Source organism: Pseudaminobacter salicylatoxidans (genome assembly GCF_003148475.1).
Taxonomy (GTDB): Bacteria; Pseudomonadota; Alphaproteobacteria; order Rhizobiales; family Rhizobiaceae; genus Pseudaminobacter; species Pseudaminobacter salicylatoxidans.
In genome coordinates this window covers 21032-28537 of record NZ_QGGG01000029.1, presented here as the reverse complement: position 1 = coordinate 28537, position 7506 = coordinate 21032, and the positions used below count along the sequence as shown (strand labels likewise).

Here is a 7506-nt window from a genome sequence, read left to right as displayed (position 1 = left end):
CGATCATCAGATGCTGGCCTCCATTCCAGCCACCATCTTGAATCACAAAATCAGCAAACAGGGAATCCTGACGATTCAATCAAGCCGTGAACCGCGCTAGGTCGCCACACGCGCCGGGATTTTTTTACGGGCCGAAAGCAGCAGCAATCAGGTAAAGAAAACGACGGCAGCGTAAAAGAAAAGCGGTTTATGCCAGTGCAGCCCGTTGAGCGATTCCGTCTCGCAGAGATGTTCTATTGAGCCGGCCCCAGAGGACCGGCCGTTTTAGTTTGGCTTGACCTTCACAGGAGCTGGCGCGGCACGGTGCTCGTCCATTTTTTTGCGAATACCTGCTCGTCATGGTCAAAGGCCTGGATATCGCCGGTAACGAGGAAGTCGTCCTTAGTCAGACTTAGGCGCAATGCCGCTTCTACGCGGACATCCCATCCGCCGCGAGAAAATGTGTCCACCATCCGGGTTTCGATTTTCGCGCTGGTGGGGTCGTTATCCAGGATTTCCGTGACCTCATTCCACGTTTCCGACATCTCGGTGCCGGTCGCATTGAGTTTCCAGCGGCCGCTATCGCCATTGCTGCGAATGGTCAGCTTTTCGCCGGCGACGTCCCACTCGTAGAGCTTGCTTTCCGGCTGGCCGGCGATAACAGTAGTGCGCCCTGACGTTTCAGGGACGAAATGTGGGCCGAACGGTTTGAGCTCGGCGTCCGCCGGACTTGCGGGCCGGACGGGAAGCTCGATTTCGGAGGCTTCGGTATGAAGCGTCAATATGACCGGCTCGGGCGAAGGCCAGAATGCCGGCCAGTATGTGGTCGACACGGCCAATCGGATTCGATTTCCGGCGGTGAACCTATGCGCGCAGTCGTGTAGTGGAATGCGAATGCGGATGCGCTTGCCGGGCTCCAGTGGCTCCGGGAATTCATGTCCATCGCGGTGGGTCAGGTTAAGCATCGTGAAGCTTACTCGCCTGGAAAGTCCCTCCGGGTCGACTTCGTTTAGCCGGACGGCCAGAAACGCCACCGGTTTGTCGACCGAAAGATCCAGCGTGACGACCGGAGCGCCGAGTATCTCGACATTCTCGGCCAGAGGCGCGGAATCGAACGTCATGGAGCGGGCGTCATCGACACGCTGGTCGGTGGGTAGGCTGATATCCATACCGGCGCTACGATAATAGCGAGCCGGCGCGGTTGTGCCGACCGTTTGCAATGGTTTGAGTTGCCGGATGGAAGGCATGCCGCCCCGAGTATCGAGACCTTCGCCGGTGAGATGGTATTTTAAGGGCTGAATGCGGGGGGAAGGCCATATGTCTTCGGCCACCCAGCGCCCGGGAATTTCACGCATACCCCGCATCGTGGCCTCATGCTGCATCCATACCCTATACATAGGTTCGTCCATGATCCCTGTAGAGATGCTCTTCAACCAGTAGTCCCACCAGCGCAGCGCTTCCGACAGCCAGTCCATCGACGGACCCAGGGCCGTGAGGTGTGGATAGGCATGATTCCAAGGACCGATGAGTCCCTTTCGCGGGCATTCCAGGCGCGCGAGCATCCGCGCGATAGTGCTGTTGAAGTGATCGGCCCAACCCCCGACGGCATAGACCGCACATTTGATCTGGCTGTAGTCCTCTGAAACCGATGCGTGTTTCCAGAAAGCGTCACGACGCTGATGGGTAAGCCAGTTGCCGACATGGAAATCGAGACCGTTCAGGCGTTTCAGCCAGGTTTCGCGCCAACTTTCGCCGACTATAGCTGGATCTGGTGGCCGGGCCCCGATCAGCGTGGCGGAGGCGCCCCAGGTGAAGAAGGTTTCCTCTATGCACCCTCCCATCCAGTGATCGCCATCGGTGTAACGATCGTCGGTAGAGCAATGTGTGATGATGGCCTTCAAAGCCGGTGGCTGCCGGGCAGCGACCTGAAGGGAGCTAAAGCCACCCCAGGAGTTGCCGAACATGCCGACCTTGCCGTTGCACCAGGGCTGTTTTGCCAGCCATGCTATGATCTCGACGCCGTCATCTTGTTCTTGCCTGGCGTATTCGTCCTGCGACAGCCCGTCGGAATCTCCGTGACCGCGAATATCCACCCGGATTGACGCATATCCGCGCGACGCGAAGAATGGGTGGAGCGTTTCATCGCGGAGCCTCGTGGTGTCGCGTTTGCGATAGGGAATATATTCCAAAAGCGCTGGCACCGGGTGTTGCTCGGCATCGTCCGGCATCCACACTCGCGCGGCGAGTCTCGCGCCATCCGGCATTGAAATCCAGACGTTCTCGATGCAGCGCACTTGGCAAAGGTTCATGGGTGACGCGCCTGTTTCCATATTAGTTCTTCCTTGAAGCGATCTGTCCCGGCCGACCTGTCGGGGAGTTCCCGGTTTGCATCAGCTCTTCGAGTTCGACACCGAACGTATGCAAGTCCGTCGTATGGGGATGAGTGAGGTTGCCGACCCTGAGGTCTTCGGCAGAGACTGTTTCGACGATTTCTCCGCTCTGCATGACGGCGATCCGGCTACAGAGATGGGTGACGACCGCAAGATTGTGGCCGACCATGACATATGTCAGGCTGCGAGCGCTGCGAAGATCAGAAAGCAGGTTCAGCACCTCGGCCTGCACGGAGACGTCGAGCGCCGACGTTGGTTCATCTAGCAAAAGGACTTCAGGTTCCGAAATGAGAGCGCGTGCGATGGCGACACGCTGGCGCTGGCCGCCGGAGAGTTGATGAGGGTAACGGAAGCGGGCAGCAGCGGGCAGGGAAACCTCCTCCAGCGCCTTACGGACACGCGTGTCGATTCCATCGAACCCGTGAACGACTAGCGGCTCACTCAAGGTGCGGTCGATCGTCTGGTGCGGATGCAGGGAACCATACGGGTCCTGAAATACCATCTGCACGCGACGGAAGAAGTCCTTCGCGCGCTGCGGCTTCTGTTCCTCCCCGGCGATGTGTAGGTGGCCCGACCAGTTGGGGTTGAGGCCGGCCAATACCCGCAGAACGGTGGACTTGCCTGAGCCGCTTTCTCCGACCAGGCCGAAGGAAGAGCCTTTCTCGACCGATAATGACACCGATCTGACCGCATCAACTTTGCCGAAACGTACCCTCAGCCCGTCGACCTCAATCATCAGGCGAGCCATGCGGGATCCCTTTCCATTACCTTCAGTTGCGCCACCGGCCTGGTCAGCGACGGCAGGCCGCCGAGAAGCCCCTGCGTGTAGGGATGCTGCGCTCGTGCAAGTTCCGAGGCACGCAGTTCCTCGACGACGCGTCCGCTATACATCACCAGGACCCGGTCGCAGAAATGCGAGACAAGCGGAAGGTCATGGCTGATCAGCACCAATCCCATGCCCCGGCGCGATACCAGGTCCTCGATCAGACGCATTATCTCGGCTTGCACCGTGGCATCGAGCGCACTCGTTGGCTCGTCAGCAATCAGGATTTCCGGCCCGGGGGCCAGCATCATGGCGATCATCACACGCTGCCCCATGCCGCCGGAGAGTTCGTGCGGATAGGAGTCGGCAACCCGTTTTGGATCACGAATCTGCACCTGGGCAAGGAGGTCGACGGCTGCTTCATGCGCAAGCTTGCGACTGCCGCCGCGATGGGCACGCCAGGCCTCCGCGATCTGGGCGCCCGTCGTCATGACGGCATTCAGCGAATATTTCGGGTCCTGCATGATCAGCCCGGCCCGCTTGCCGCGAATGCGCCGCATCGTCCGCTCGTCGGCATTCAGAATGTCTATGTCGTCGAAGGTCAGCCGGTCGGCTGACAGCCGCGCCTGCTTGGGAAGCAGCTTCAGGAGTGACCGCGCAGTCAAGGACTTGCCCGAGCCGCTCTCGCCGACAATGCCGAGTTTCTCCTGACCGATCGTGAGTGACACGCCGCGGACCGCTTCAACGACGCCATGTGGAGCAGGGAAAGCGACCCGGAGGTTTCGGACATCGATTTGCATGGTCCTACTCCTGCTTCGGATCGAGCACGTCGCGCAAGCCGTCTCCCAGGAGGTTGAAAGCGAGCGAGGCGACAAGGATCGCGATGCCGGGTATGGTCGGTACCCACCACTGATCCAGAATGTAGCCACGCGTCGTGGCTATCATCGTGCCCCATTCCGGCATGGGCGATTGCGCACCCATGCCCAGGAAGCCAAGGCCGGCTGCGGTCATGATGATGCCGCTCATGTCGAGCGCCACCCGCACGATCAGGGAGGACAGGCACAAGGGTGCGATATGGCGCAGCACTATGCGGGCAGGCGAGGCTCCTGTCAGTCGCGCAGCGGCGATATAATCCGTCTTGCGGATTGCCAGCGTCTCGGCGCGCGCGAGGAGGGCGAAGGGCGGCCAGGCGGTCAATGCGATGGCGATCACCGCGCTCGTTACGCCCGGTCGCAATGCCGCTACGAATGCCAGCGCCAGGACCAACCGCGGAAAAGCCAGAAAGACGTCAGTGATACGCATCAGGATGCGGTCGGCAAGTCCGCCCGCATAGCCGGCCACGGTCCCGACGGCGAGGCCGATCGGAGCCACCAGAAGGACGACAGATACCACCATTCCCAAGGTTACCCGCCCGCCATAGAGAAGGCGGCTGTAGAGGTCGCGGCCCAACTCGTCCGTGCCCAGCCAATGCGCGGTTGAGGGCGGCTCCAGCCTGCGTGCAAGATCCTGCGCTCCAGGGGCATGGGTGGCCAGCAACGGAGCGGCGAGGGCGGCAAGGATCAGCAAGACGACCGTGACAAACCCAGTCATTGCCAGGCGGTTGCGACGGAACTGGAGCCAGCGTCTATAGGCCCCGCCCCATGCTGCTTGCCGGCGCGAATCCGGCGAGTCGGTCAGTAGCCAGGAGCGCAGGGGAGCGGGTGAATCGGCGGTAACAGGATAAGTGCTCATTTATGTCGCTCCTCAATCGACGCGCGGATCGAGCCTGCGCTGCAAGGAGTCGGCCAGAAGGTTGAGGCCGACATAGATGGCGCCGATAACCAGTGTCGCACCCAGCACGGCATTCATGTCAGCGTTCAGGAGCGAGCGGGTCAGGTAGAGACCGAGCCCTGGCCAACTGAACACAGTCTCGGTCAGGACAGCGCCTTCGAGTAATCCGGCATAGGTCAGCGCAAGCACCGTCATCAGCCGGCCGGCAATGTTGCCGAAGGCATGCCGCCACAGGACGCGCGGGCCGGAAAGCCCCTTGGCCCGCGCGGTGATAATATATTCGCCGCTGAGCGCGTCCAGCATGAAGGTGCGTGTCATGCGTGCGATGACCGAAAGGCTGAAATAGGCCAGCAGCAACGCCGGCATTGCCAGATGCGCAAGGGCGTCCCAAAAAGCGTCCCATTGGCCATCCAGGGCGGCGTCCACGACCACCATACCGGTGATGGTCGGTACCATTCCCTGAAAGATCACGTCCTGCTGTCCGGTGCCGGGTGCGAAGTCCAGTTTGACGTAGAAGACAAGAAGACAAATGAGCGCCAAAACGAAGACGGGTAACGATTGTCCGATAAGGCTGATCACGCGCACGATATTGTCGAATAACGAGCCCTGCCGAGCTGCTGCCAGGACGCCCAGGGGGACGCCGATGACGACGGCGATCAGCATCGCGCTCGTTGCCAGTTCCAGCGTTGCGGGGAAGAACTGCAGAATGTCCCGCGTGACCGGCTGACCGGTCATAACCGATTTGCCGAGATCGCCTTGCAGCAGATGCTGGAGATAGATCCAGAACTGCTCCACAAGCGACCTGTCGAGGCCCAACTCCAGCCGGATCCTTGCGACCACGTCCGGGGGCGCCCTGTCGCCGACGATTGCCATGACAGGGTCGATCGGCATTGCTCGGCCGATCAGGAACGTTACCAGGATCAGGCCGAACAGCGTCATCGCCACGCCGGTGAGGCGTGATAAGGAGGCGCTGGTCATACCTTCTGGATTCCGGAATAACGCGTGTAGTTATCCAGAACGCCGAGCGAAAGGCCGGACACTCCCTTGCGCAGCACCGCGACATTGGCTTGCTGCACCAGGAATGCGTAAGGTGACCTCTCCAGGGAAGCGCGTTGCACCATGGCGTATGTCTCCAGGCGCTTTTCGGCGGAAAGCTCCCTGGCGGCAGCGTTCACGGCCTCGGTCAATTCCGGGTCAACGAAGTGGTTCGTCCAGGAGGGGTTGCGAACGGCACTGGTGTCGGAATCGTCCGAGTTCGCGCAGAATGCCACGGCATTGCCATTGGCATCGATATAGTCCGGTCCCCAACGGCCCATCGCCAATTGATGCTGACGAGCACGCATCTTGGTGATGACTTGCTTGCGCTCTCCGGCGAGCAGTTGCACCTCGATACCGATTTCAGCGAGATCGGCCTGCACTGCCTGGGCAATTTCGGAGAACGGCCACCGGACAGGGTAGTCGAGTGTCAGGGAAAGTCCATCCGGGTATCCGGCCTCGGTCAGCAGCGCCTTGGCCTTGGCGACGTCCTTCTGGAACGGGTTGTCGTCGATAGCGCCTGGAGTTCCCTTAGGCAGGAACGATTGCCACACGTTCCACAAGTCCGGCGTTATATTCTTGGCGATCGCCTGGTAGTCGATTGCCCATTTGATCGCCTGGCGAACCTGTGGCTTCTGCAACTCGGGCAGCCCCATGTTCATCGCTACATACATCAGGGTCAGCGTGTCCTGGTGTATAAAAGTGAAATCCGGGTTGCCGGCAATGGACTTCAACTGGTCGGAGCCGAGATCGCGCGCAATGTCCACGTCGCCCTTCTGCAGAAGAAGAAGTTGGGTCGCCGGATCCGAGACATGCCGGATGACGATACGGGGGATGGCCGGCTTCACCGCCGCGTTGGGGTTGGTTTCCAGGACAATGCGGTCACTGGCCAGCCACTCGACCAGCCGATATGCCCCTGAGCCGGCCGAATGGGTCTTCAGCCAGTTGTTGCCGAGGTCGCCATCGGTTTCGTGCTTCAGTACCTCGACCTTGTCCACCACGCTGCCGCAAAGGTCGGACAGGCAGGACAGGACGATGCCAGGCGCCTGGATTTCAGGCAGCGTCAGCACAAGCGTGCGGCTGCCGTCGGTGCGGATGAGGCCGTCCACGTTGTCGGCGGTCCAGCCGAATTGGGTCAGGATATGCCCGGGTGCCAGGTTCAGTTTCACAACGCGCTGAAGGCTGAACGCGGCGTCTTCTGCGGTGAGCGGATTGCCGCTTTCGAACACCAAATCGTCCTGGAGCTGGAAAGTCAGGGTCAGCCCGTCTTCGGAAACGTCCCAGGATGTCGCGAGATCGCCAATCATCCTGGTGGGGTCCGCGGGATCGACGGTTACGAGCGTGCGATAGAGATTACCGCAAACGTCATAACTGGCCGGTTCGTATGCCTCCGCAGGATCGAACCCACCAACGACATCATCGATGGCGGCAGCCATGACCAGAATATTCTTAGGGGTGGCAGCTTGAGCGCTCTCAGACAGGAAATATGGTGCTGCCGCGATTGCAGCGGCACTGAAAAGCAGGGACCGGCGGGTAAGCATTTGAGAATTCTCCCTCTTGTTTATCTGG

The 7506-nt window shown here is 60.5% G+C and carries 6 protein-coding genes; all 6 read right to left on the bottom strand.

Annotated features, from left to right (window positions below; translation table 11 throughout):
* Positions 1 to 281: 281 nt before the first annotated feature.
* The 6 genes from C7441_RS23335 to C7441_RS23310 are packed head-to-tail and all read right to left on the bottom strand — an operon-like array spanning position 282 to position 7478.
* Positions 282 to 2309, bottom strand: a complete 2028-nt coding sequence (locus tag C7441_RS23335) for a CocE/NonD family hydrolase (protein WP_109614929.1) — start codon at positions 2307 to 2309, stop codon at positions 282 to 284.
* A 1-nt stretch (position 2310) separates the two neighbouring features.
* A complete protein-coding gene (locus tag C7441_RS23330) occupies positions 2311 to 3105 on the bottom strand; it encodes an ABC transporter ATP-binding protein (RefSeq protein ID WP_109614933.1) in 795 nt (264 codons plus the stop codon).
* Positions 3105 to 3932: an ABC transporter ATP-binding protein gene (locus tag C7441_RS23325; RefSeq protein WP_109614928.1), complete on the bottom strand. Its 828-nt coding sequence runs from the start codon at positions 3930 to 3932 to the stop codon at positions 3105 to 3107. The genes C7441_RS23330 and C7441_RS23325 overlap by 1 nt, the downstream gene beginning before the upstream one ends.
* 4 nt (positions 3933 to 3936) lie before the next feature.
* Positions 3937 to 4863: an ABC transporter permease gene (locus C7441_RS23320; protein ID WP_109614927.1), complete on the bottom strand. Its 927-nt coding sequence runs from the start codon at positions 4861 to 4863 to the stop codon at positions 3937 to 3939.
* Positions 4864 to 4875: 12 nt separating this feature from the next.
* The gene (locus C7441_RS23315; RefSeq protein ID WP_109614926.1) at positions 4876 to 5880 is read right to left on the bottom strand and encodes an ABC transporter permease; all 1005 of its coding nucleotides are present in this window, start codon (positions 5878 to 5880) and stop codon (positions 4876 to 4878) included.
* Complete coding sequence (locus C7441_RS23310) at positions 5877 to 7478, bottom strand: ABC transporter substrate-binding protein (protein ID WP_244916245.1); 1602 nt, start codon at positions 7476 to 7478, stop codon at positions 5877 to 5879. The genes C7441_RS23315 and C7441_RS23310 overlap by 4 nt, the downstream gene beginning before the upstream one ends.
* Positions 7479 to 7506: the final 28 nt, after the last annotated feature.